This is a genomic window from Cellulophaga fucicola (genome assembly GCF_900119145.1).
Lineage (GTDB): Bacteria > Bacteroidota > Bacteroidia > Flavobacteriales > Flavobacteriaceae > Cellulophaga > Cellulophaga fucicola.
The window spans coordinates 464,688-489,157 of record NZ_FPIY01000002.1 but is presented as its reverse complement, the minus strand read 5'-3'; the positions used below and the strand labels follow the sequence as shown (position 1 = coordinate 489,157).

The window sequence follows — 24,470 nt, the reverse complement described above, 5'->3', positions numbered from 1 at the left end:
GGTGCGGGACTGTTGTAGTATATTTTAAATATAGATATAAATAAAAGTCCCGTACATAACGGGACTTTTTTTATGCAAAAAAGTGAAGTTTAAGTAGATAAAAAAGTGATGGCATTAAAAATAGCAATACAGGGTATAAAGGGTTCTAACCACCACCAAGTAGCTAATGAGTTTTTTAGTGAAGAGGTAGAATTGGTAGAGTGTCTTTCTTTTGATGAGCTAATTCATCAATTAATGACGGGCTATGCAGACAAGGCGGTTATGGCTATAGAAAATTCTATTGCAGGATCTATAATACCTAATTATGCATTGGTTTATAATAATGATCTACACATTATTGGTGAGCATTATTTAAACATTCACCATCATTTAATGGCTTTAAAAGGTCAAAAAATCGAGGATATAAAAGAAGTACACTCACACCCAATGGCATTGTTGCAGTGTAAAGAATTTTTAAAAGCTTATCCGCATATAAAGTTGGTTGAGTCTGTAGATACAGCAGAAACAGCTCAACGTATAGAAGAAAATAGTTTAACAGGTATAGCAGCAATAGCGCCTAAAGTTGCTTCTGAACTGTATAGTTTAGAGGTTATAGCATCTGAGATACAAACGATATCTAATAATGCAACACGTTTTATCATTCTTAAAAAAGAAAATAAAGAACTGCCAGAAGAAGAAATTAATAAGGCGTCTCTACGTTTTGTGTTAGATCATAAACGAGGTAGTTTAGCAGCTGTTTTAAATGTAATGAGCGATTGTAATTTAAATTTAACAAAAATACAATCCTTGCCAGTTATAGAGCAGCCTTGGAAGTACTCGTTCTTTGTAGATGTTACTTTTTTAAAGTATAAAGATTATAAAAAAGCAAAGGCTTTATTAGAAATAATGGCCGAAGAGTTTAAGATTTTAGGTGAATACAAAAACGGAAGAGAATGAAAACCGCAGATAGATTAGCACACATTCAAGAATACTATTTTTCTAAAAAACTTAGAGAGGTACGTGGTTTAGTGGCAGAAGGAAGACCTATTATTAATATGGGAATCGGAAGTCCAGATTTAGCACCTTCTAAAGTTGTTGTAGATGCCATAAAAAATGCTGTAGATGATGCTGGTGCACACCAATACCAGAGTTACCAAGGATTGCCAGAATTAAGAGAAAGTATAGCTGCCTTTTACAAGTCTAACTTTAATGTAAATGTAGATCCAGCTAACGAGATTTTACCATTAATGGGCTCTAAAGAAGGTATTTTACATATTAGTATGGCCTTTTTAAATGTAGGTGATGCAGCATTAATTCCAAATCCGGGATACCCAACATACACATCTGTAACTAATTTAGTTGGTGCAGAACCTTTGTATTATGATTTGGTTGCAGAGAATAATTGGTTTCCAGATTTAGACGCTTTAGAAAAACAAGATTTGTCTAAAGTAAAAATAATGTGGGTGTGTTACCCGCATATGCCTACAGGAGCTGTGGCAACTAAAGAACAATTACAAAAGTTAGTTGCATTTGCCTTAAAAAATAATATTCTATTGGTAAATGACAATCCTTATAGTTTTGTTTTAAACAATGCACCAACAAGTATTTTAAGTATAGAGAGCGCCAAAGATTGTGCTTTAGAGTTAAACTCTTTAAGTAAGACGTTTAATATGGCTGGCTGGCGTGTAGGTATGGTTTTAGGAAATAAAGAGCATTTAGATGCAGTCTTAAAAGTAAAAAGTAATATGGATTCTGGTATGTTTTATGGCATACAAAAAGGAGCAATAGCAGCTTTAAAAAGTAGTAAAGATTGGTTCTCAGACTTAAATAAAGTATATGCTAGTCGTAGAGATTTAATTTTTCAATTAGCAGATAAATTAAATTGTACATACGATAAAAATGCAGTAGGTATGTTTGTTTGGGCAAAGCTGCCAACGGGTAGTGTTTCATCAGAAGAATTTATAGATGAAGTATTGTATAGCAAAAATGTATTTATAACGCCAGGAACAATTTTTGGTAGCAATGGAGAAGGTTATATACGCTTTTCGTTATGTGTTACTCAAGATAAAATAAAAGAAGCAATTAGTAGATTTTAAAGAAATAGAGAAAAGTAGTTTTAGTTAAAAGGTATTTTAATTTTTACGACTAATAAATTTCTCTCTTATATATAACAAAGAATGAACGTATTTGTAGTTGGCATAGGATTAATAGGTGGCTCAATGGCCAAGGATATTAAACGAATAGATGCTAACGCTAAAATTTATGGTGTAGATATTAACGATGCACATTTAGAAGAGGCAATTTCTTTAGGTGTAATAGACCAGAAAGCAACCTATAAAGATTTAGAGTTGGCAGATATGGTAATAGTTAGTATTCCTGTAGATGTTATGGTAGTAGAATTGCCAAAAATACTAGATGCAGTTACAGATAATGCAATTGTTTTAGATGCTGGTTCTACAAAGGGTTTAATTTGTAAAGAAGTAGAAAATCACCCTAAAAGAAGAAATTTTATAGCGTGTCATCCAATTGCAGGAACAGAGTTTTCTGGTCCGTCTGCAGCTATAGAAAATTTGTTTAAGGGAAAAACAAATATTATCTGCGAAGTAGAAAAAACGGCTTTTAAATTACAAGAAAGAGCGTTAGATATTTTTCAGAAAATGGGAATGCGCATTAGGTATATGAATGCAGATGCGCACGATAAACACATAGCCTATGTGTCTCATTTATCTCACATTAGTTCTTTTATGTTAGGAAAGACGGTTATTGAGAAAGAAAAGAATGAACGTGATATATTTGATATGGCCGGGAGTGGATTTGAGAGTACTGTGCGTTTGGCAAAAAGTTCACCAGCAATGTGGACACCAATTTTTAAACAGAATAAAACAAATGTTCTAGAAACATTAGAAGAATACATCCAGAATCTAGAAGCCTTTAAAAAGATGATTTTAGAAGATAATTATCAGGGTATTTATGACGAGATGGATAGTGCAAATAAGATAAAAGAAATATTAAACGGAATACCCCAGAATAAAAATTAAGTAAGATGGAAAATTCAAAAGAAATGAGAACATGGTTGGATGACATGAAGCTAGATCATCCACTAGTAATAGCAGGGCCGTGTAGTGCTGAAACTGAAGAGCAAGTTTTAAAAATTGCTCATCAATTAAAAGATACAGATGTAAGTTATTACAGAGCAGGTATTTGGAAGCCAAGAACTCGTCCTGGGAATTTTGAAGGCGTAGGTTTATTAGGTCTTAAGTGGTTGCAAAAAGTAAAAGCAGAAACAGGTATGAAAACTTGTACTGAGGTAGCTAATAGAGCACATGTTGAACTGGCTTTAGAGCATGATATAGATTTATTGTGGATTGGAGCACGTACATCTGTAAGTCCTTTTATAATGCAAGAAATTGCAGATGCTTTAGCTGGTACAGATAAAATTGTATTGGTTAAAAACCCAATTAACCCAGATTTATCTTTGTGGTTAGGTGGTATAGAGCGTTTACATACAGCTGGTATTAAAAACTTAGGTGCAATACACAGAGGTTTTTCTACTTATGAGAAAACTAAATATAGAAACATTCCAGAATGGCAATTGGCTATTGAATTTAAAAACAGGTTTCCAGATTTACCTTTAATTAACGATCCGTCACACATTACTGGAAATAGAGAGATGATTTTTGATGTGTCTCAAACAGCTTTAGATCTTAATTTTGATGGTTTAATGATAGAAACACATTTTGATCCGGACAATGCATGGAGTGATGCTGCACAACAAGTAACACCAGAAAAATTAGTGCAAATTATGCGCGACTTAAGAATAAGAAAAGAATCTGATCCTGAAGCAGAATACAATAAAGACCTAAGTAATTTACGTGCACAGATAGATGTTATAGATGCGCAGCTAATTGAAACTTTAGGTAAAAGAATGAAAATTTCTGACGGAATTGGAGCACTTAAAAAAGAAAAGAACGTTGCTGTTTTGCAATCTACAAGATGGAACGAGATTTTAGGAGCTATGATTTTAGAAGGAGAGTCTAAAGGTTTAAGTGAAGAATTTGTTTTAAAAATGTTTAAAGCAATACATCAAGAATCTATTAACCACCAAGAAAAAATTATTAAAGGATAATTTAGAGTATAAAAAAATCCCGATGTGTACTACATCGGGATTTTAATAAAGGTTTTAAGAATTTATTTTTTCTTAAAAATATATCTGGTAATAAAAATACCTTTGCCATCTCCTTTACCACTTTCACTTTCAACACCGCTGGTAACAAAGGCAAGTTCCCATCCTTCTGCAACCATTGCGTTAATTTTAGAAGTGATTATGGCATCATTGGCAGCTATATTTTGAAATCTAATTCCGCCTACGTTATAAAAGTTTAGCAATTTTGTTTCATCAAAACCTTTTACTCTAATGTCACCTCTTTTAGATTTATTTCTTGTATTGTCTTCTTCTGTTTGTGTAGAAGTATATTCTTTATAATCTTTTTCTTCATTAGCAGAAATTATTCTAGATCTACCTAATCCGTTAGGAACAATAGACTCTACACTTGTAATAACTTTAAATTGTTGTGCAGATAAATCTACTGTTGAAAGACAAAGAATAAATGCAAAAAATAATAATTTTTTCATAATTGTAAATTTGTTTGTTGTTTGTAAGTTGTTACTATAAGCAAGAAAAATGCCAAAGTATACTAGTTATATTGTTTCTTTGTAAAAAGAAAGAATAATAAATAAGAATAAATGATTGGAACTGTCTATAAATCTACTGGAAGTTGGTATACTGTAAAAGCAGACGATGGCGTATTTTACGACTGTAGAATAAAGGGTAAGTTTCGTTTAAAAGGAATAAAAAGTACCAACCCAATTGCGGTAGGCGATAGAGTTTCTTTTGATTTAGAAAAAAGTGGAGACGAGACCAATGCTACTATTACAGAAATTAAATACCGTAAAAATTACATTGTACGTAAATCTGTAAACCTATCTAAGCAGACCCACATTATTGCGGCAAATTTAGATCAGGTATTTTTAATGGTAACTCTTAATAACCCGCAAACATTTACAAGTTTTATAGATCGTTTTTTAGTAACGGCAGAGGCGTATAGAATACCAGCAGTTTTATTATTTAATAAGATAGATTCTTATGACGAGGAAGAACTTCTGGATGTTAAATATTTAGCTGCATTATACCGTAGTATTGGGTATACTTGTGTAGGTATATCTGCTAAAACTGGTAAAAATGTAGATAAGGTAAAAGAGATGATGACAGGGAAAATAAGTATGTTTTCTGGTCATTCTGGTGTGGGTAAATCAACTTTGGTAAATACTATAGACAATAATCTAGATATAAAAACCAAAGAGATATCAGAACAACATATGCAAGGGCAACATACTACAACCTTTGCAGAAATGTACGATTTAGATTTTGATGCACAAATTATAGATACACCAGGTATACGTGGTTTTGGTATTGTAGATATGGAAAAGGTAGAAATAGGTAACTATTTTCCTGAATTTTTTGCTTTAAAAAGCGAATGTAAGTTTAACAACTGCTTACATATAGATGAGCCCAAATGTGCTGTAAAAGATGCTTTAGAGAATGATGAAGTTGCTTGGAGCAGGTATAAGAGCTATGTGCAAATGGTAAATGGTGAAGAAGAAAACTACAGACAAGATATTTACGGAGATAAAAAATGAGAGCAGTAGTACAAAGGGTAACAAGGGCTAGCGTTACCGTAGAAGACAAAATTATTTCTAAAATAAATTTAGGTCTTTTAATTTTACTAGGTATAGAGACAGAGGATACTCAAGAAGATATTGAGTGGTTGTCTCGTAAAATAGCAAATCTTAGAATTTTTAATGATGAGGCTGGTGTTATGAACAAGTCTCTATTAGATGTTAATGGCGATGCTATAGTTGTGAGTCAGTTTACACTACACGCTGCCACCAAAAAAGGCAATAGACCATCTTACATAAAAGCAGCAAGACCAGAAGTTGCAATACCTTTATACGAGCAATTTATACAACAAATAGAATCTGACGTAAATAAAAAAGTAGGCACAGGAGTTTTTGGCGCAGATATGAAAGTAGATTTACTTAATGATGGTCCTGTTACTATTTTGATAGATACAAAAAATAAAGAATAATCTCATTTAAAATTTGTAGGAATTGTAGGTTTTTTGTTATTTTATCCGCAACCAAACCAAACCAATGCGTATAATTTTGACTTTCGTTTTACTTGTGTTTTTTCAACTGGTTAAAGCACAGGATTCTAATTATCAATCTTTATTAATAACTCCAAATTTAACTAAGAACGCAAATGCTGTTGTTCGGTTAGACGAAATGAATATTCATATCATTTCGAAAACTAAAATGACAGTTGCTTTAAAAAGAGTTGTTACTGTTTTAAATAAATACGGAGCTAATAGCACACATACTTATATTGGCTATGATGATGATCGTAAAATAAATAGCCTGCAAGCAATTGTTTACAATCAATTAGGAAAACAGATAGATAAGTTTAGAGAAAAAGACTTTACAGATGTTAGTGCTGTAGATGGTAGTACTTTATACTCGGATTCACGAGTCAAATATTTAGATTATACTGCTATTTCCTACCCTTACACTGTAGAATTCACATATGAGTATACTACATCTAACACAGGAGAGCTTTCTCCTAGTTGGTATTTTTTAGATGGCTTTTATACAAGTATGGAGAAAAGTAAGTATACTGTTATTTATGATAGTGAAGATTTAAAGCCAGAAATTAAAGAAGTAAACATAGAAGGTGTTGATGTAAAGAAAACTGTAAATCCTGGTATTAGTACTTATGTAGCCAGTAATATTGTTGCCTTAAAAAAAGAAAGTTTAAGTCCGTCTTTTACTAAAATTGCGCCAAAGTTATTGATAAGACCAGTAAACTTTACTTATGGTGGTTATTATGCTAGTATACATAATTGGCAAGATCTTGGAAAATGGATGTACTCTAAATTATTAGTCGATAGAGATGAATTGCTAGAATCGACTAAGGATGTAATAAGGTCATTAACAAAAGATGCAACAACAGATATAGAAAAGGCAAGAATTGTATATAAATATGTACAAGAAAATACTAGATATATAAGTGTGCAAGTTGGTATTGGTGGTATGCAACCAATAGCAGCTATAGATGTAGATAGGGTTAAGTATGGTGATTGTAAAGGTCTTTCTAACTACACAATGGCATTACTAGATGTTGTTGGGGTAACAGCATATTATACACATGTAGAAGCGGGTAATGATAAAGTAGATTTTAAAAAAGACTTTGCTTCACTGGCAGATGGTAATCATGTTATTTTAGCGGTAGAGAGTAATGGTAAATATTATTGGATAGATTGTACTTCTCAAATACATCCTTTTGGTTTTTTAGGTGATTTTACAGACGGTAGGTTGGTACATGTAATTAAACCAGATGGAGGTGAGTTGGTGCAAACACAAGCGTATTTAAATGAAGACAATTACCAGAAGACTAATGCCAATGTAGTACTAAATAATAAGGGAGATTTATCTGCTGATTTGGAGTTGGTAACAAAAGGCATACAGTATGATAATAGGTTTAGCTTAGAAGTAAAAAACTCTGATGATGTGCATAAACATTATAAATCTTATTGGAGTTATATAAACAATCTTAATGTTGGCAAGTATAGTTTTAATAACAATGTAGATGATATTGCATTTACAGAAAAACTTGGTGTAAAAGCAACTAATTACTCATCTATAAGTGGTGAAAGAATTTTATTTGTTCCTAATGTTTTTAATAAGAACAACAATGTTCCAGATAGGGTTAGAACAAGAAAATTACCTTTTGAAGTGCAGAGAGGTTATTTAGATGAAGACGAATTTGTTATAAGTATACCTTCAGATTATAAAGTAGAAGCAATGCCTAATGCAACTAATGTAGATAATGAGTTTGGAACGTATAAAACTTCTTTGCAATTGTCAGTTGATGAAATGAGCATTACATATAAAAGGACATTGCTAATAAAAGAAGGTTTTTATTCTAAAGAAAAATATAACTCTTACAGAGATTTTAGAAAAAAAATATCGTTAACAGACAATGCAAAAATTGTTTTAGTAAAAAAATAAACCAAAAGTTAACCAGAACCCCACAACCAAATAACCCAATTTATTATGATTAAAAAATACAGTTTAGTAGTACTATTCAGTTTAGTTATTAACCTAATATCTGCTCAAGATTTCGATTTTGGCAAAGTTTCTGTAGAGGAACTTCAAGAAAAAATACATCCAATAGATTCATCTGCAAGTGCAGCTTACTTATATAAACATAAGAAGTGTTATTTTAGGTATTTAGATAATAGTGGCTTTGAATTAGTAACTGAAGTTTATGAGAGAATAAAGATTTACAACAAAGAAGGGTATGATTTTGCAACTAAAGCAATACCACTTTATAAAGCATCACAAGGAAATAGAGAAAAAATAATAGGTTTAAAGGCTGTTACTTATAACCTTGTTGGCAATAAAATCGAGGAATCAAAATTAAAAAAAGATGGTGTTTTTGATTCGGAAGTATCCGAGTTTTATGACCAGACTAAATTTACAATGCCAAACATTAAAGATGGAAGTGTGATAGAGTATAGGTATAAAATTAATTCTCCTTTTATTTTTAATGTAGATGAGTTTATTTTTCAACATAGCATACCTGTAAATAAATTAGAATCTAGTTTTTCTTCCCCTGAATACTTTAATTATAAATTAAACTCTAAAGGTTATTTGGGTATTTACCCTAAAAAAACTAGCGTAAATTCTAGTTTGAATATAAAGAGTAAAACAAGATCAGATATGCCATCTAAAACAGTGAGCACTACTTTTAATAATGATAAAATAAATTTTGTAGAGAATAGGCATATATATGATTTAACTAATATACCAGCTTTAAAAGAAGAGCCTTATATTAACAATATAAATAATTACAGAGCAGCTGTAAAATATGAGCTTTCTTATGTTCAATATCCTAATAGTATTCCTAAGTATTATTCTTCAACTTGGAAAGATGTTGTAAAAACAATTTATGATAGTCCTAGTTTTGGAGCCGAATTAAATAAAACAGGCTATTACAATCAAGATATAGACCCTTTAGTTTCTTCATTATCAGATCCTATGCAAAAAGCAGCCGTAATCTATAATTATGTAAAAAGTAAGGTAAAATGGAATGGTATTTATGGTAAGTATACATACAACGGTGTACGTAAAGCATATAAAGAAAGTGTAGGTAATGTTGCAGATATTAATCTAATGCTAACTTCTATGCTAAGGTACGCAGGTTTAAATGCTAATCCGGTTTTGGTGAGTACTAGAGGTAATGGTGTGCCTATATTCCCTACTAGAGAAGGTTATAACTATGTTATTTGTGCTATAGACACAGGTAATGGTGTAGTTTTATTAGATGCGACAAGTTTGTATAGTATGCCAAATGTATTGCCTACGAGGGTGTTAAACTGGGAAGGCAGAATTATAACTAAAGAAGGTGAGTCAACTACTGTAGGTTTGTATCCTAGTTCAGAATCTACAAAAGTTATAATGATGGCGGCTAAATTAAATGCAAGTGGTGAATTATCGGGTTCACTTAGAAAGGCATCTAAACTGCATAATGCAAGAATTTACAGAAATAGTTACAACGAGGCAGATGAAGATAGTTATATAGAAAAGATTGAAAAATCCTTAGATCTAGAAATATCGGATTTTGAAGTAAAAAATAGTAACGATTTGGGTAAACCAGTGCTTGAAAGTTATAAATTTGTAAAAGAGAGTCAGGCAGATGTTATTGGTGATAAAATTTATTTTTCTCCAATGTTGTTTTATAGAACAAAAAGCAATCCTTTTAAGTTAGAAGAAAGGAGTTATCCGATAGACTTTAGTTATCCGTCAGAGACAACCTATAGAATAATAATAGATCTTCCTGTTGGATATAAGGTTGAGTCAATACCAGAAGTAAAAAGTTTAGCTTTACCAGATCAATTAGGATCGTTTGTATTTAATGTTAGTGAAAAAAATAATCAGATTCATTTATTGGTTAAAGAGTCAATAAATAATTCGATTATAACTCCAAATTATTATTTAACAGTAAAGAACTATTTTAAGCTTATGATTGAGAAGGAAAATGAAAAAGTAGTTTTAACCAAAATATAATGAACATACAAAACGCACAACAAGAAGTAGATAATTGGATAAAAGAACACGGAGTACGTTATTTTAACGAGCTTACTAATATGGCACAACTTACAGAGGAAGTAGGTGAGGTTGCACGTATAATTGCGCGTCGTTATGGGGAACAAAGTGAAAAAGAATCTGATAAGAATAAAGATTTAGGAGAAGAATTAGCAGATGTTATGTTCGTTGTTTTGTGTCTGGCCAATCAAACAGGTATAGATTTGCAAGATGCTTTTGATAAAAAGTTAGATCTTAAAACAAAAAGAGATCACGACCGTCATCATAACAATCAAAAATTAAAATAAGTCCCCATATTATAATCATCTAAAGTATTTTACATTGAAATTACATCTTTCCCCACCGGCATCTAGTACACTTAAATCAGCTATAAAAATTACTGGTAGTAAAAGCGAGTCTAATCGTTTGTTATTGTTACAGGCATTATATCCAAATATTAAAATACAAAATCTTTCTAATTCTGATGATGCTATTGTAATGCAAAAAGGGATTAAAGTGTCTAAAGGAGAAGTAGATATTCATCATGCGGGTACCGCAATGCGTTTTTTAACTACCTATTTTTCGTCTCAAGCAGGTAAAGAGGTAGTGCTTACAGGTTCAAAACGTATGACGGAAAGACCAATTGGTGTTTTAGTAGACGCTTTAAAATCTTTAGGGGCAGATATAACATATTTAGAGAACGAAGGATATCCGCCTTTGCATATAAAAGGGAAAAAAATAGAAAAGCAAAAAGTAAGCTTACCGGCAGATATTAGTAGTCAGTATATATCTTCTTTGCTGTTAACAGCTCCAAGTTTAGATAATGGCTTAGAGTTAGAGCTAGTGGGTAAAATTACTTCTGTGCCTTATATAAAAATGACACTTGCTTTATTAACGCAAATAGGAGTAAAAAATTCTTTTGTGGGTAACACTATTAAGGTAAGTTCTAAAAAAGAAATATCTAAGTCTACCTTAGTTGTGGAGTCAGATTGGAGTTCAGCATCTTACTATTACAGTATTGTAGCGTTGTGTGCTGTTGGTACAGAGATTACCTTATCAGCATATAAAAAAGATAGTTTACAAGGAGATAGTGTTTTAGCTGATATTTATAAGGATTTTGGAGTAGAAACAATATTTTTAGATAACAAAATTGTACTTAAAAAAGTAAGTAAAGCTGTAGAGGCTATAATTACAAAAGATTTAAGTAATGCTCCAGATATAGCGCAAACCATAGCGGTAACAACTTTTGGTTTAGGTTTGGGATGTCACTTAACAGGTTTACACACGCTAAAAATTAAAGAGACAGATAGGTTAGAGGCGCTAAAAACAGAACTTACAAAGTTAGGCGCAGCTATTACAGTTACAAACAATAGTTTAACTATAAAGGCATCTAATACAATACATAAAGATATTGCCATAGATACATATAATGATCATAGAATGGGAATGGCTTTTGCTCCATTAGCATTAAAAACAAGTATTATTATAAACGATGCTGGAGTGGTGTCTAAATCGTATCCTGATTTCTGGACAGATTTAAAACAGCTTCAAATTGCCATAAAAGATGCCTAATAACTGATATTATGTTATTTAATTGCTCTTTTACTTGACAACGCCTATGCTAGGATAGTATATTTGCAATCGCATAAATGAAAATTAAAATTGTATGTGTAAGTTGTTTAGATTTTAAATCGATTTCTAAATGCTTAAAAACTATAAAGATTGGTTTTCAAAAGGTTATGTATAACCGTTAACAAAAATAAAAAATACTAAATGAAACTATCGAGCTTTAATTTTGAACTTCCAGACAATTTGTTAGCAGAATACCCATCTGAGCATAGGGACGAAGCTAAATTGATGGTAATACATAGAGAAACCGGAAAAATTGAACACAAAATGTTCAAGGACCTTATCAATTATTTTGATGAAGGTGATGTAATGGTTTTAAACAATACAAAAGTTTTTCCTGCTCGTTTATACGGTAATAAAGAAAAAACTGGAGCAAGAATAGAGGTGTTCTTGTTACGTGAGTTAAACGCAGAACAACGTTTATGGGATGTTTTAGTAGATCCTGCTCGTAAAATAAGAATTGGTAATAAGTTATATTTTGGTGATGATGAAACACTAGTCGCAGAGGTTATAGATAACACTACATCTAGAGGTAGAACATTACGTTTTTTATATGATGGATCTTACACAGACTTTAGACAAAAATTAAAAGACTTAGGAGAAACACCACTTCCTAAATACATTAAAAGAGATGTAGAAGAGTCTGATGAAGATAGATACCAAACAATATACGCTAAGCACGAAGGTGCTGTAGCTGCGCCAACAGCAGGTTTGCACTTTTCTAAACACTTATTAAAAAGATTAGAGATAAAAGGAGTAGACTTTGCAGAGTTAACATTGCATGTTGGTTTGGGTACTTTTAACCCAGTAGAGGTAGAAGATTTGTCTAAACACAAAATGGACAGCGAAGAACTAATTATAGATGAAAAAGCTACAGAGATAGTGAATTCTGCTTTAGATAGAAAACGTAGAATTTGTGCAGTAGGCACAACAGCTATGCGTGGTTTAGAAAGCGCAGTTTCTTCTAACGGACGTTTAAATACTCATGAAGGATGGACAAACAAGTTTATATTTCCTCCATACGATTTTAGTATTGCTAACTCTATGGTTACAAACTTTCACCTACCAAAATCTACTTTGTTAATGATGGTATCTGCTTTTATTGGTCACGACCTTATGAAAAAAGCATACAAAGAGGCTATATTAGAAAGCTATAAATTTTACTCTTACGGAGATGCAATGTTAATTGTATAATTAGCATTTTATTAAATACTATTTAAATCCCGTCAGTTTTCTATTATGAATAGAAATTGGCGGGATTAACTTTTATCTACTACCTTTAGTACTGTGGAAACAATTAAGAAAAAAGACATACGAGCCTTAACTAAGGAACAAATAAGAGCATTTTTTGTAGCTCAAGGAGATAAAGCCTTTAGAGGTAACCAGGTATACGAGTGGTTATGGCAAAAAGGTGCGCATTCTTTTGAGGCAATGACAAACTTGTCTAAGGAAACTAGGCATCAATTAGATACTAATTTTGTTATAAATCATATCAAAGTAGATCAGATGCAACGTAGTAGTGACGGTACTATTAAAAATGCCGTGCAATTGCATGATGGCTTAATCGTAGAGTCGGTATTAATACCTACAAAAACAAGAACAACAGCCTGTGTATCTAGTCAAGTAGGTTGTAGTTTAGATTGTAGATTTTGTGCTACATCTAGGTTAAAACGTATGCGTAACTTAAATCCAGATGAGATATATGATCAAGTCGTTGCTATAGATAACGAAAGTAGATTGTATTTTGATCGTAAGTTAAGTAACATTGTGTTTATGGGAATGGGAGAACCATTAATGAACTACAATAACGTTTTAAAAGCGATAGATAAAATTACGTCTCCAGAAGGTTTAGCAATGTCTCCAAAAAGAATTATTGTTTCTACCTCTGGTGTTCCTAAAATGATTAAGAAAATGGCAGATGATGAGGTTAAGTTTAAACTTGCCGTTTCTCTACATTCTGCTATAGACGAGATAAGAACTTCTATTATGCCTTTTAATGCAACGTTTCCATTAAAAGATTTAAGAGAGGCGCTACAATACTGGTATTCTAAAACAAAGAGTAGAATTACATACGAGTATGTAGTTTGGGATGGTATTAACGATACGCAAAATGATGCTAATGCATTGGTAGAGTTTTGCAGGTTTGCACCATCAAAAGTTAATTTAATAGAATACAACCCAATAGACGACGGGGAGTTTCAACAGGCTTCTAATAAGGCTATAGATATGTACGTGACTACTTTAGAGCGTAGTGGTATAACTGTTACTGTTAGGCGTTCTAGGGGTAAAGATATAGATGCAGCTTGTGGGCAACTTGCTAATAAAAGTAATTAAAGACTAAAAATAAAAAAGCAGGTGAATTAAATCACCTGCTTTCTCCAAAAAAACACATTAACCACTTTAATGATTTTTCTTATTTCATTTGAGCTTTTAGCTCATCAATAGTTTTGGCCATTACAACTCCTGGTATTTTAATAGGAGCAGCAACTTCTGCTAAGAACGTACCTTTAACTTCACCTCTTTTGTATGTAGTAAAACCAACTCTGTATAAACCAGCAGTTATTGCTTTTGTAGGGTTGCTTACTTCACTTTTGTAACGTAGTAAAGAATTATAGCTACTACCACTTGGCTGCTTTGGAAGCTCAGAAGTATCATCATTAGAAGCTAAAGTAACCCAGTTAGCATTTTTAGCACCTTCTGTAGTAATGTTTGCAGCAGAAATAATATCAGATCTTTCTAAAGTAATATACGTATCAAAAAAGTCTTTTGTAGAAGAATGCTCATCAAAATCTGCAGATTTTACAGCATCTTTAATTTTTTCACCATTTGCAGGAGAAACCATTCTTACACCTAATTCAGGAGCAGCTAATGGCACCCATACGTATATGTAATAGAATTTTTTGTTGTCTTTTGTTTCATCTTCATTACCAGGGCTAGCATAACCTAAGTAGCTAATGTTGTCTGTGTAAGGAACTTTAATTGTTTTTGGACCTACTTTTTTCTCAATAGAACTACCAAATTTCTTTAGTTTTTGTGCATTAACAATAGCGCTACAGCTAAAAAGTAACATTGCAGCTACAAATAGATTTTTTTTCATCTTAGTGTGATTTAATTTTTAAATTGTTCGTTAATAATAACATTACAAAGATGCGGCTATTAAACAAAACAAATAGCACTTTTTGTAGGGAAAGTTGTACCCCAGTATTCAGGGATATTCCAAGTTGTTACTAAAATGTAAATGAATGCTTAGGAATATAATATTTTAATTACTTTTACCTTTCCAAATTTAACTAACTGCCTTTTTGAAAATTGTAGCACAAATAAAGGACCCCGTAAATAAAGAAATGGAACTTTTTGAAAAAAAGTTTCATGAATCTATGTCTTCTAAGGTGGCCTTACTTAACAGAATTACCTATTACATAGTAAATAGAAAAGGGAAGCAAATGCGACCTATGTTTGTTTTTTTAACAGCAAAACTAGTTTCTGGTGGTAAAGTAAACGAACGCACATACCGTGGAGCATCTGTTATAGAGTTAATACATACAGCTACTTTAGTCCATGACGATGTTGTAGATGATAGTAATAAGCGTCGTGGTTTTTTCTCTGTTAATGCACTTTGGAAAAACAAAATAGCAGTACTAGTTGGCGATTACTTACTTTCTAAAGGATTGCTGCTTTCTATAGATAACGAAGATTTTGACCTTTTAAAAATTATTTCTGTTGCAGTAAGAGAAATGAGTGAGGGTGAGTTACTACAGATTGAAAAAGCAAGAAGGTTAGATATTACAGAAGATATTTATTACGAAATAATTAGGCAAAAAACAGCAACTCTTATTGCTGCTTGCTGTAGTTTAGGTGCTTGTTCTGTAAATCCAGGTTCTGATGATGTAGAAACATTTAGAAAATTTGGAGAACTAATAGGTATGGCTTTTCAAATAAAAGATGATTTGTTTGATTATGGAGATGAGGCAATTGGTAAGCCTACAGGAATAGATATTAAAGAGCAAAAAATGACGCTTCCGTTAATTTATACTTTAAACAATTGCTCTAAAAAAGAAAAAAGCTGGTTAATAAATTCAGTTAAAAAACATAATAAGGATAAAAAACGAGTTAAAGAAGTAATTAACTTTGTTAAAGAAAGTGGTGGTTTGGCATATGCCGAAGAAAAAATGCTCACTTTTAAAGCCGAAGCACTTGCTTTATTAGAAAAATATCCTCCATCAGACTATAAAAGTTCGCTAGAACTAATGGTAAACTACGTAGTAGATAGAAAAAAATAACACTTTTATTTGATTGATAATCAATATCTTGTAATTTATTTTAAAATAAATTTATTTTTCAGGCAACGTTATTCTAATGTTTGTTGTCTATACTAATAGAACACCATTAATGTGAAAATTATTAAACTCTATAATAACGAGAATTCGCTTATAAAAAAGGCTGCTGCATCAGACAGGGAAGCGCAAGAGCGTTTGTACAACAAATACGCTCCTAAAATGCTGGGTGTTTGCAGGCAGTATATTAAAGATCTTCAGTTTGCTGAGGATGTTATGGTGTCAGCATTTTTAAAAGTATTTAAACATTTAGATACATTTAAGTTTGAGGGGAGTTTTGAGGGGTGGATTCGTAAAATTATGGTGAGAGAGAGTATTACGTTTCTTCGTAAAAAGCAACATATAATTTTTGATGATGAGGTTTACGAGCGTTCTACTCCAAAACATATAACTAGCTCTCCAGATTTAGATGTGGAGCAAGTGCAGTTATTAATAGATGCACTTCCAGAGGGCTACAAAGTAGTTTTTGTAATGTATGCTATAGAAGGGTACAAACATTCTGAAATAGCAGAACAATTGCAAATTTCTGAAAACACTTCTAGATCGCAACTCTTTAAAGCTAGAAAAATGTTGCAGGAGAAGTTAGAAAAAATAAAAGAATCAGGTTCTGTAAAAATAGAATCTTAAAAGTAAATAAAATGGCACCTTTAAAATTTGAAGAACATTTAAAAGACAAGCTTCAGGGGCGGGAAATTAACCCATCTAAAAACGCTTGGTCTAAAATTGCTGCAGGTTTAGATAATGAACCAAAAAAAAATAAGAATAAAAAGCCTGTGTATTATGCAATTGCAGCCTGTATTATTGGTTTATTAATAGCTTCGGTTTGGTTTTTTAATGCACCTAATAGTTTAGATATGCAGCCGCAAGTTGTAGATGGGGATAAAGTAGATGTAAATAAAGAAGCATCTTCAACTTTAAAGAAAGATTCTTTTAAAAATAATGTTGAAACCAATACAGTGGTAGTTGCTACAGAAAAGGTTGAAGAATCTAAGAAAAAAGATATGTTAAAAGAGGAAGCAAAAGATATACTAGATGCTAATTTGCAGAATTCTAATGAAGATGTAGCAATTACAGATCAAGAAACTAAAATTTTGCAAGTAAAAACTACTACTCCGGAAGAAGCAATTCTAGATAAGAAGCTAAATGTTGTAATGGAGAAATTAGCCTTGTTAAAAGAGAATAATATAGCAGTAACAAATGCAGAAGTAGACTCTTTATTGCGGAAAGCACAACAAGAAATAGTTGTAGAAAAAGCGATGCAAGAGGGTATGTCTGTAGATGCTATGGCATTGTTGCTAGAGGCAGAAAGTGAATTAGATAAAAGCTTTAGAAATAAAATTTTCGATAATTTAAAAGAGCGTTACTTAAAATTAAAAACGGCTGTAGCGGCACGTACCAATTAACCAAAAATAATCATTCATCAATCAGAGTTTTATACTGTTCTTCTGGTGTATTGTAAACGCAATATGCTAGAAGAGTAATAAAACACATCTAAATTTTAATCATTATGAAAAAAACTACACACTACATTTTTCTTTTATTAGCGGCATTTTGTATGCAAAATATGGTTGCACAAGAAGAAATTAAGACTAAAATTGATGTTCTTTTAAAAGAAAAAGAACAAATTAAAGTATACGAGAAAGAAGCTTTAAAAATAGAGATAGAAGCTATTGCAAAACGTTTAGATAAAAACGAAATTACGTCTCTGGATGCTCAAAATTTAAAAAAGGAAGCAGCTAAAAAACGCGCATTAAATATAGAAAATAGAATTGCTATTATAGATAATAAAATTTCTTTACTAGAACGTAATGGTACAGATAAGTTGGCTACATTAGATTCTTTAGGAACTAAAATGGGGGTAGATATTTTTGATATAAAAATAAATGATAAGTCTTTGTTTTATGTAAGTAAGGATAAGGAAGAGGTTAAATATGATATTAGAACAAAGTCAGACTTTGTATGGGCGGTAGGTTTAAATAATGCTATTGTGGACGGGCAATCTTTAGATGATTCTCCTTATAAAATTGGAGGTAGCCGTTTTTTTGAAATGGGTGTAACCTGGAGAACTAGACTGTTTAAGAATTCTAATGCAGTGCGTTTGCATTACGGTTTTTCTTTTCAGTTTAATGGTTTAAAGCCAGAAGGTAACCAATATTTTGTTGAAAATGATGACCAAACAGAATTACAAGAATTTGAATACGATTTGGATAAGTCTAAGTTAAGAATGGATAATTTAGTATTTCCTGTTCATTTCGAGTTTGGATCATCTAATAAAGTAGAGACAGAAAATACAATGCGTTATTACCTAGATAAAAAGTTTAGGTTTGGTATTGGTGCTTATGGGGGGTTTAATATTGGTACACGTCAAAAACTTAAGTATAAAGAAAATGGTAAAAAAGTAAAAGATAAATTTAAGAGAGATTATAACACGTCCGATTTAATATATGGTTTAAGTGCTTACGCAGGTGTTGGCGAAACATTACTTTATATTAAATACGATCTTAATCCTATATTTAAAGATGCGTTAGTAGAGCAGCATAATATTTCTTTAGGCTTGCGATTTGATCTGTAATCTTATCTATGTTTAAAACAAGAAAAAACCCTAAGATAATATCTTAGGGTTTTTTCTTGTTTTAAGTTAAAATAAAGAATCTTGAACAAGTAAAACTACGGAGACAATTTTAACAAGACAAGATTCTTCTTCATCAACTAAATAAATTTTTATATGTATTTGTGGTATGTATTAAGATACTACAAATAAGAAAGAAGATACTATCATCCAAGCTCCAAGTACAAGACCAATTAAACCTAATTTACCTTGTTTTGGTGCAATTTTAGCTCTCATTACTTCAGCCTTAGCTTTAGCAGCTTCGTTTTTAGATAGTACGTACTTGTTAATTAAACCATACCCAAGCATAAAGCCTAAAGCAGCAGTTACAATGTTACCAACAAGATAAGTAATCCATAATATTGGCCATGTGCTTAACCAACCAATAGTTAAAATAGCACTAACAATACCCCAGATACCCCAGAAACAAAAAACCATTCCTATCCAACCTTGATAAGGTTCAAATTTTTCTAATAATTCTTTTGCATTTGGTTTTTTAGAAAGTAATAAAGACGGTACTGCTAAAATGCTTAATAGTATTAATGAAATTCCCCAACTCATAATTTTTGATTTTTTTTAGATTAATTTTGTTTGTTATATTTTGATACAGCAAAGGTGCGGCCATTATGGAGTTTAAATTACCCCTTGCCTAGCCAAAATACATACCCTGAAAACAGGGGTGAGAGTAAAAAATACATAGTTTGTTAGGTGTAGTATTATGGATTTAGTTCGTTATATTTACCCTCTTATTTAAAATTTATTAAAAATTGATTTCTAAATCTAGTATAGACCAAGTTTACGAAACTGCTCGTTTAGAGGAGGTTATTGGCGATTTTGTACAGTTAAAAAAATCGGGTACTAACTTTAAAGGACTAAGTCCGTTTACAGATGAGCGTTCTCCTAGTTTTATGGTGTCTCCTGTAAAACAAATTTGGAAAGACTTTAGTAGCGGAAAAGGTGGTAATGTGGTTGCTTTTTTAATGGAGCACGAGCATTTTACGTACCCAGAAGCTATAAAGTACTTGGCAAAAAAGTACAATATAGAGATAGAAGAAACAGAACGAACAGACGAGCAAAAAGAGCAGGCAGATGAAAAAGAGAGTATGTACTTGGTGTCTGAGTATGCACAAAAGTATTTCTCCGAAGTTCTTTGGGAACGTGAGTTAGGTAAGGCTATAGGTTTAAGTTATTTTAAAGAACGTGGCTTTACAGACGAAACTATTAAAAGTTTTGGATTAGGTTATTGTCTAGATCAGTGGGATTCCTTTACAAATACAGCTTTAGATAAAGGATATAAATTAGAATATTTAGAAAAAACAGGCTTGTCTATTGTTAAAAAACAAGAAGGACAAGAAGATAGAAAGTTTGATAGGTTTAAAGGGCGTGTAATGTTCCCTATACAATCTATGAGTGGTAGGGTCTTAGGTTTTGGTGGCCGTATTTTAACTAATGATAAAAAGGCAGCTAAATATTTAAACTCGCCAGAGAGTGATATTTACCATAAAAGTAAAGTTCTTTATGGTATTTACCACGCCAAACAAGCAATTGCAAAAGAAGATAATTGTTATTTAGTAGAAGGGTATACAGATGTAATACAATTTCATCAAAGAGGAATACATAATGTTGTAGCTTCTAGTGGTACAGCTTTAACAGCAGACCAAATACGATTAGTAAATAGGCTAACTAAAAATATTACTGTTTTGTTTGATGGTGATGCAGCTGGTCTAAGAGCATCTTTACGTGGTATAGATTTAATTCTAGAGCAGGGGATGAATGTTAGGGTTTGTACTTTTCCTGAAGGTGAAGATCCAGATAGCTTTTCTAAAAATAACTCATTAGAAGATGTACTTGCATATTTAGAAAATAACTCAAAAGATTTTATACAGTTTAAAGCCTCTCTGTTAATTAAGGAAAGCGCAAATGATCCTATTAAAAAAGCAGAAACTGTACGAGATATTGTAAATAGTATTTCTAAAATTCCAGACAGAATTAAGAAAGAAATTTATATACAAGAATGTGCTCAGTTAATGAATATTTCTGAAGCTGTTCTTTTTAATACGCTTGCGCAGATTGGCAAAAAAGACATTGCCGATGTAGAGAAAAAACAAAAACAAGAGCAAAAACCTTTCCAGGTAGTTAAGAACGAAGCTGTACAAGAGAAGCTAGATGTACAGTATGTTTTAGAGAAAAAAATTATAGAATTACTTTTGCTGTATGGTGACACTACACAAGAGTTTGATGATTTATTACTAAAAGAAGATGAAAAGGGAGATCTAATTCTTGAAAAAGAAGTAGTGCAAGCAAGAGTTTTTGAGAAAATTTTCTTAGACCTTCAAGAAGATGAAATTGAACTTACAAATGCAAAGTTTAAAGACATCTATTATAAGTTGATAGAAAACTTAAATGAAAAAGAACATTTTGAAGCCAGCAGGTTTATAGGTGAGCTAAACCAGGATTTAGTATCAGAGATTTCATCAATATTAATGGAAGAAGAAAAATACATATTGCATGATTGGGGGCGTAAAGAAATTTACCCCAAAGCAAAATCTGTAGGTATTGGTCAGTTGGTTAGCGAAACTATTTTAACATTACGTTGTTATTTAATTAAAAAACGAATAGGAGAGCTGCAGGAGCAAACTCAGAATCCAAATGCAGATAATAAAGAGATATTACAAGAAATTATGAATTATTTAAGCTTAAATTCTTTACTAGGTAAAAAGCTGGCAAGAGTATTGTCTTAAGTTATTTTATTGTGTAGTAAATTTAGAATTTAGTCCACCAGTCTAAATAGGTGTTACTATTGTTCTTTACTAGAATCTCTTCTCCAATTTCAGGAGTAATTACTTCTAAGTTAAGTTCATTTGCTTTTGCTTTTACTCGTGTAATTGGATCTGTCCAATCGTGTAGGGCTAATTTAAAGCCTGCCCAGTGTATTGGCATTATCTTTTTAGCTTTAACGTCTAAGCCGGCTTGTGCTGTCTCTTCTGGTGTCATATGTATGTCTGCCCACATTTGGTTATATTGTCCGCATTCCATTAATGCAATATCAAAAGGACCGTATTTTTCGCCAATTTCTTTAAAGTGTGGTGCGTAACCGCTATCGCCGCTAAAATAAATATTATCTTCTTTAGATTGTATTACCCAAGAACTCCAAAGTGTACTTTGGTTGTTGTTTAATTTTCTTCCAGAAAAATGCTGTGCAGGCGTACAGACAAAAGTTAGGCTTTCTAGTGTAATATCTTGCCACCAGTCTAACTCGGTTATTTTGTTTGTTGGTACTCCCCAAGCTTCTAAATGTGCACCTACGCCAAGCGGCACATAAAAATGCTTTGTCTTGTCCTTTATTTTTAAGATTGTTTCGTAATCTAAATGGTCATAATGATCATGAGAAAAAAGAACAGCATCTATATGGGTTAGTTTTTCTAGTGGTAAAGGAAAATCTTTATTAAACCTATTGCCGCCTAAAAGTGGGTGAGGAGCCGCTACTTTACCAAGCATAGGGTCTAGTAATATGTTTTTTTTATCTATCTGTAGTAAAAAAGAAGAGTGACCGTACCATATTAAACGCGTGTCTTTATTGTAATTAGCAACGCTGGCAGAATCTATTTTATGTGCTTTAATATCTTTGTTAGGTCTTCCGTTAGGCACTTTTGTTGTGAAGAACTTGTAAGCTAACGAAAGTGTTTCAGAAAAACTTAAATCTTTAGGAACAGGTAGTGTGTTGTTAAATTTGCCGTCTTTATATTGTTGTGATTTTTGGTAAGTAATTTTTCGTTCTTTAGAGACATCACCACCAAAGCTTGGGTAAAAGCTGGTAAACAAAAAGTATACAACTATTAATAACCCTATTATAACTAAGATTGTAATCATCATTTTTTTTAAAATTCGTTTTAGCATATTTTAAGGCTAGTACATTTTAATAGCAAATTTATATATCTATGGCATTTAAATAACATTCTATATGCTAATTTTTAATGTTTGACTTAGGAAAAGCAAAAAACCAGCAAAATGCTGGTTTTTTAATTAAGTAAGAATTTTCCGTTTGCTAGAAAATATCTAAAGCTTTTGCTTGTTGTAATAAGTCTACCATATTGTCTACATTTAATTTTTTCATTAAACGAGCTTTGTATGTGCTAATGGTTTTTTCATTTAAACCAAGACCTAAAGCAACATCTTTGTTTCTTTTACCGCTAGCAAGCATTTTTAAAACTTCTATTTCTCTTGTAGATAGTTTTCTAAATAATCTTCTAGGTTTCTGTGTTCCCTCATCAAAGGCTAATCTTTGAGCAAGTTCATTTGTAATAAACATTTTGCCATCACTAATTTTTTCTAGTGCTGCAACTATGTAGTCTAAATCTGCGTTCTTAGATAAATATCCTTGAGCACCAGCTCTAATAGAACTAATAGCGTAAACATCCTCAGACTGTCCACTGTACATAAGTACTTTAACATCTGGGTGGTTCTTCTTCATCTTTCTTAAACAAGCAATCCCATTAATCTCAGGGAAATCCATCTCTAACATTAAGACATCTGGAGTTTCATTTTCCAGTTTCTCAAAAAGTTCTGAAGAAGATTTAGCAGTGCCAATTACTTTAAATCCCGTCTCCATACTCAACATCTGCGTAATGCCCACTTGCACAACAGGGTGACTATCTGCAATAAATACTGTTTTCATTTTTTTTGGTTTTAATTAAATTTAAGCATAACCTATCAGTCTTAAACTAATTCTGACAAGTGATGTAAGGTTAAATTGTATGTTTGTTCAACAAAAATGGAACTTTTTTGTTAGATTTTACTATTATTTAACTTTTTTTCGTTTTACAATACGTTATTCGGGATGACTGACTATTTTAAGTCATTTGGAATCTCGCAAATAGGTATTGGATTCATTTTGTGTTGGTTAGCTCTGTTTAGTTTTTTGTATAATATAAAGACCTCTTTTTGTCTTCCTGTAAAATCATTTTCTGTTTTTTTCTTATCATCCTCATGCATAGCCCATTCTAATTCTGGATAAGATGCTCCAATTTGGTCTTCATCTGTTCTATCATCTCCCCAAAGCCCGTCTGTAGGAGCTGCCTCAATTATGTCAGAATTAACGCCTGCTAATTGGGCAATTGCATAAACCTCGCTTTTCATTAAATCTGCAATAGGGCTAATGTCTACACCGCCATCACCATACTTAGTATAAAAACCTACACCAAAATCTTCTACCTTATTACCTGTTCCGGCAACTAGATAGCCATGTAATCCTGCAAAATAATATAAAGTTGTCATTCTTAGCCTTGCTCTAGCGTTTGCCAAAGACAAAAAACGCTCTTCTTCATTTTTAACTTCTGGCAATGTTTCAATAAAACTATCAAATACCGGTGTTAAGTTAACTTCTAGCCTTTTAACGTTGCTAAAGTTATCTTGTAACCAGTCTATATGTTTACTAGCTCTGCTTACATGACTTAATGCTTGGTGTATTGGCATTTCTAAGCAAAGTAACTCTAATCCTGTTTTTGCGCATAAAGTAGATGTAACAGCTGAATCTATTCCTCCAGATATTCCTATTACAAATCCTTTTATGTTTGCTTTGGTTGCATAATCTTTAAGCCACTGTACAATATGGTTGGTTACTTTTTCTGTTTGCATTGAATTCCTTTATTACGTTGAAAACCGTTAACTTTGTATCCCGTAAAAATAAACTGTAACATTCTAATATTAAAATGATACCG

23 protein-coding genes are annotated in these 24,470 nt (G+C 32.0%); 17 read left to right on the top strand and 6 right to left on the bottom strand.

The window, feature by feature from the left end; genetic code table 11:
• Nucleotides 1-108: 108 nt before the first annotated feature.
• The 4 genes from BT107_RS08490 to BT107_RS08475 all read left to right on the top strand — a co-directional run bounded on the left by BT107_RS08490 (nucleotide 109) and on the right by BT107_RS08475 (nucleotide 4,105).
• Nucleotides 109-936 carry a prephenate dehydratase gene (locus BT107_RS08490; RefSeq protein WP_072303357.1) on the top strand — a complete coding sequence of 276 codons (828 nt, stop codon included), beginning with the start codon at nucleotides 109-111 and terminating at the stop codon, nucleotides 934-936.
• Nucleotides 933-2,075: a pyridoxal phosphate-dependent aminotransferase gene (locus BT107_RS08485; protein ID WP_072303356.1), complete on the top strand. Its 1,143-nt coding sequence runs from the start codon at nucleotides 933-935 to the stop codon at nucleotides 2,073-2,075. Before BT107_RS08490 ends, BT107_RS08485 begins: the two co-directional genes overlap by 4 nt.
• A gap of 81 nt (nucleotides 2,076-2,156) precedes the next feature.
• The gene (locus tag BT107_RS08480; RefSeq protein WP_072303355.1) at nucleotides 2,157-3,017 is read left to right on the top strand and encodes a prephenate dehydrogenase; all 861 of its coding nucleotides are present in this window, start codon (nucleotides 2,157-2,159) and stop codon (nucleotides 3,015-3,017) included.
• 5 nt (nucleotides 3,018-3,022) lie between these two features.
• A complete protein-coding gene (locus BT107_RS08475; RefSeq protein WP_072303354.1) occupies nucleotides 3,023-4,105 on the top strand; it encodes a bifunctional 3-deoxy-7-phosphoheptulonate synthase/chorismate mutase type II in 1,083 nt (360 codons plus the stop codon).
• Nucleotides 4,106-4,167: 62 nt separating this feature from the next.
• Here the strand turns inward: BT107_RS08475 and BT107_RS08470 are convergent, their stop codons facing one another.
• Nucleotides 4,168-4,611, bottom strand: a complete 444-nt coding sequence (locus BT107_RS08470; protein WP_072303353.1) for a hypothetical protein — start codon at nucleotides 4,609-4,611, stop codon at nucleotides 4,168-4,170.
• A gap of 111 nt (nucleotides 4,612-4,722) precedes the next feature.
• On the opposite strand from BT107_RS08470, the gene rsgA reads away from it, so the two are divergent.
• The 8 genes from rsgA (at nucleotide 4,723) to rlmN (ending at nucleotide 14,145) form a co-directional block, all read left to right on the top strand.
• Nucleotides 4,723-5,676 (top strand): ribosome small subunit-dependent GTPase A, encoded by a 954-nt coding sequence (gene rsgA / locus BT107_RS08465; RefSeq protein ID WP_072303352.1) that lies wholly within the window; start codon nucleotides 4,723-4,725, stop codon nucleotides 5,674-5,676.
• Entirely contained in the window at nucleotides 5,673-6,125 is a 453-nt protein-coding gene (gene dtd / locus BT107_RS08460; protein WP_072303351.1) for a D-aminoacyl-tRNA deacylase, read from the top strand. Before rsgA ends, dtd begins: the two co-directional genes overlap by 4 nt.
• Nucleotides 6,126-6,189: 64 nt before the next feature.
• Nucleotides 6,190-8,103 carry a DUF3857 domain-containing protein gene (locus BT107_RS08455; protein WP_072303350.1) on the top strand — a complete coding sequence of 638 codons (1,914 nt, stop codon included), beginning with the start codon at nucleotides 6,190-6,192 and terminating at the stop codon, nucleotides 8,101-8,103.
• Nucleotides 8,104-8,148: 45 nt separating this feature from the next.
• The gene (locus BT107_RS08450) at nucleotides 8,149-10,164 is read left to right on the top strand and encodes a transglutaminase family protein (RefSeq protein WP_072303349.1); all 2,016 of its coding nucleotides are present in this window, start codon (nucleotides 8,149-8,151) and stop codon (nucleotides 10,162-10,164) included.
• Nucleotides 10,164-10,490: a nucleotide pyrophosphohydrolase gene (locus tag BT107_RS08445; RefSeq protein WP_072303348.1), complete on the top strand. Its 327-nt coding sequence runs from the start codon at nucleotides 10,164-10,166 to the stop codon at nucleotides 10,488-10,490. The genes BT107_RS08450 and BT107_RS08445 overlap by 1 nt, the downstream gene beginning before the upstream one ends.
• A 34-nt stretch (nucleotides 10,491-10,524) precedes the next feature.
• Nucleotides 10,525-11,754, top strand: coding sequence for a 3-phosphoshikimate 1-carboxyvinyltransferase (locus BT107_RS08440; RefSeq protein ID WP_072303347.1), 1,230 nt, complete (start codon nucleotides 10,525-10,527; stop codon nucleotides 11,752-11,754).
• 201 nt (nucleotides 11,755-11,955) lie between these two features.
• Entirely contained in the window at nucleotides 11,956-13,005 is a 1,050-nt protein-coding gene (gene queA / locus BT107_RS08435) for a tRNA preQ1(34) S-adenosylmethionine ribosyltransferase-isomerase QueA (RefSeq protein WP_072303346.1), read from the top strand.
• A gap of 93 nt (nucleotides 13,006-13,098) precedes the next feature.
• Nucleotides 13,099-14,145: a dual-specificity RNA methyltransferase RlmN gene (rlmN, locus tag BT107_RS08430; protein WP_072303345.1), complete on the top strand. Its 1,047-nt coding sequence runs from the start codon at nucleotides 13,099-13,101 to the stop codon at nucleotides 14,143-14,145.
• A 79-nt stretch (nucleotides 14,146-14,224) separates the two neighbouring features.
• On the opposite strand, the gene BT107_RS08425 is transcribed toward rlmN, so the two are convergent.
• A complete protein-coding gene (locus tag BT107_RS08425; protein ID WP_072303344.1) occupies nucleotides 14,225-14,908 on the bottom strand; it encodes a Lipl32 family lipoprotein in 684 nt (227 codons plus the stop codon).
• 205 nt (nucleotides 14,909-15,113) lie between these two features.
• Here BT107_RS08425 and BT107_RS08420 point away from each other — a divergent pair, with 205 nt between their 5' ends.
• The 4 genes from BT107_RS08420 to BT107_RS08405 all read left to right on the top strand — a co-directional run bounded on the left by BT107_RS08420 (nucleotide 15,114) and on the right by BT107_RS08405 (nucleotide 18,717).
• Complete coding sequence (locus tag BT107_RS08420; RefSeq protein ID WP_072303343.1) at nucleotides 15,114-16,091, top strand: polyprenyl synthetase family protein; 978 nt, start codon at nucleotides 15,114-15,116, stop codon at nucleotides 16,089-16,091.
• 111 nt (nucleotides 16,092-16,202) lie between these two features.
• On the top strand, nucleotides 16,203-16,772 hold the full coding sequence (locus BT107_RS08415; protein WP_072303342.1) for an RNA polymerase sigma factor: 570 nt from the start codon (nucleotides 16,203-16,205) through the stop codon (nucleotides 16,770-16,772).
• An 11-nt stretch (nucleotides 16,773-16,783) separates the two neighbouring features.
• A complete protein-coding gene (locus tag BT107_RS08410; protein WP_072303341.1) occupies nucleotides 16,784-17,548 on the top strand; it encodes a hypothetical protein in 765 nt (254 codons plus the stop codon).
• Nucleotides 17,549-17,652: 104 nt separating this feature from the next.
• Nucleotides 17,653-18,717 (top strand): hypothetical protein, encoded by a 1,065-nt coding sequence (locus BT107_RS08405; protein WP_072303340.1) that lies wholly within the window; start codon nucleotides 17,653-17,655, stop codon nucleotides 18,715-18,717.
• 171 nt (nucleotides 18,718-18,888) lie between these two features.
• Here the strand turns inward: BT107_RS08405 and BT107_RS08400 are convergent, their stop codons facing one another.
• Nucleotides 18,889-19,314 carry a hypothetical protein gene (locus BT107_RS08400; RefSeq protein ID WP_072303339.1) on the bottom strand — a complete coding sequence of 142 codons (426 nt, stop codon included), beginning with the start codon at nucleotides 19,312-19,314 and terminating at the stop codon, nucleotides 18,889-18,891.
• Between the two features lie 206 nt (nucleotides 19,315-19,520).
• Between BT107_RS08400 and dnaG the strand changes: the two genes are divergently transcribed.
• Nucleotides 19,521-21,494, top strand: coding sequence for a DNA primase (gene dnaG / locus BT107_RS08395; protein WP_072303338.1), 1,974 nt, complete (start codon nucleotides 19,521-19,523; stop codon nucleotides 21,492-21,494).
• 22 nt (nucleotides 21,495-21,516) lie between these two features.
• Here dnaG and BT107_RS08390 read toward each other — a convergent pair whose 3' ends face one another.
• From BT107_RS08390 to nadE, 3 genes are all read right to left on the bottom strand, one after another.
• Nucleotides 21,517-22,623: an MBL fold metallo-hydrolase gene (locus BT107_RS08390; protein ID WP_072303786.1), complete on the bottom strand. Its 1,107-nt coding sequence runs from the start codon at nucleotides 22,621-22,623 to the stop codon at nucleotides 21,517-21,519.
• A 175-nt stretch (nucleotides 22,624-22,798) separates the two neighbouring features.
• Nucleotides 22,799-23,428 (bottom strand): response regulator, encoded by a 630-nt coding sequence (locus BT107_RS08385; RefSeq protein ID WP_072303337.1) that lies wholly within the window; start codon nucleotides 23,426-23,428, stop codon nucleotides 22,799-22,801.
• 170 nt (nucleotides 23,429-23,598) lie between these two features.
• Nucleotides 23,599-24,387 (bottom strand): NAD(+) synthase, encoded by a 789-nt coding sequence (gene nadE, locus BT107_RS08380; protein WP_072303336.1) that lies wholly within the window; start codon nucleotides 24,385-24,387, stop codon nucleotides 23,599-23,601.
• Nucleotides 24,388-24,470: the final 83 nt, after the last annotated feature.